This window comes from Limnospira sp. PMC 289.06, from assembly GCF_032350395.1.
In the GTDB taxonomy this organism is placed as follows: Bacteria; Cyanobacteriota; Cyanobacteriia; order Cyanobacteriales; family Microcoleaceae; genus Limnospira; species Limnospira platensis.
Genome location: NZ_JARPLC010000297.1, coordinates 1 through 1,475, shown reverse-complemented (window position 1 = coordinate 1,475; position 1,475 = coordinate 1). Strand labels below are relative to the sequence as shown.

General features: G+C 51.2%; 1 protein-coding gene. It reads right to left on the bottom strand.

The window, feature by feature from the left end; genetic code table 11:
• Positions 1-113: 113 nt before the first annotated feature.
• On the bottom strand, positions 114-1,475 hold a 1,362-nt coding region (locus P5674_RS24615; RefSeq protein ID WP_315670389.1), incomplete at its 5' end, for an ELWxxDGT repeat protein.

Below are 1,475 nucleotides of genomic sequence, written 5' to 3'. Positions count from 1 at the left end.
GGTGTTGGGTGATGCGATCGCTTTCCAGGTATCCTATAGACTCTTGTAGGCAGGGTGGAGTGCAACCGAACCCAACAAGGCAGGGTGTTGGGTTTCACTTCGTTTCACCCAACCTACGACTCTGGTATTGCGGCCGCTACAAAATGACTCTCGTTAACTCCGATGAATCGTTGTAGGGTGGCTAGGGTGGCACCCTCGTACTGAATTAAAGTTGAGCCACTGCGTGTGCTTATGTCCAGGTCGCTGAAACTTAACGTTTGTCCGCCAGCATTCAACACTTGTATTTGATTAGTACCATCTCCAAAGTCGTAGATGATATCGGAACCCATACCTTCTTGCAGGATAAATAGGTCATTTCCGGGGCCTCCGTAAAGACGATCGCTACCCGGACCGCCAATCAACGTATCGTTTCCTGGACCGCCATAGAGGATATCATTCCCTTCTCCCCCGTCGAGGAGGTCATCTCCCGCCTCCCCATAAAGGCGATCGCTACCCCGACCGCCAATCAACGTATCGTTTCCATCGCCGCCATAGAGGAGGTCGTCCCCTTCTCCCCCGTCGATGTAGTCATCTCCGGCGTTACCATAAAGGCGATCGCTCCCTCCCAAGCCGTAGATAATATTAGGACCATCAGTCCCTCGGATAATGTCGTTTCCCTCGGTGGCGTAAATTGGTTCAATGTTGACGTCAATTGTCAACTCTCTCTCATAAGTGAGTCCTCCCGAGTCCGTAGTGCGAACTCGGATGTTATAAATAGACTGAGTTTCAAAGTCCGGGGAATTGTTGATTAAGAGTTGGTCGCCACTGACGCTGAAGGCGGCGTTATCCGTATCTCCTGCACCTGCTACTAACTCGTAAGTAAACGTATCTCCTGTATCCGGGTCGGTGGTAGTGAAACTGCCAACTGCCGTACCCGGCGCTACGTTTTCATCGATACTGGTGTTGTCTAGTGTGAGGTCTGTGGGAGGCTCGTTGATATCATTGATATTGATGGTCAACTCTCTCTCATAAGTGAGTCCTCCCGAGTCCGTAGTGCGAACTCGGATGTTATAAATAGACTGAGTTTCAAAGTCCGGGGAATTGTTGATTAAGAGTTGGTCGCCACTGACGCTGAAGGCGGCGTTATCCGTATCTCCTGCACCTGCTACTAACTCGTAAGTAAACGTATCTCCTGTATCCGGGTCGGTGGTAGTGAAACTGCCAACTGCCGTACCTGCCGCTACGTTTTCATCGATACTGGTGTTGTCTAGTGTTAGGTCTGTGGGAGACTCGTTGATATCGTTGGGAATGAGCTTCCATAGCTCTGTGCCGTTGGTGCCGTCGTTAGCCTGGAAGTACAGGGTGTCGTTGAACACGGTGAAATTAGAGGGAAAGGAATTCCCAGTCCCCGGGTTGATATCTTTGAGCAGGACTGTACCCGCCTGAGTGCCGTCGCTCTTCCATAGCTCTGTGCCGTTGGTGCCGTCGTTAGCCTG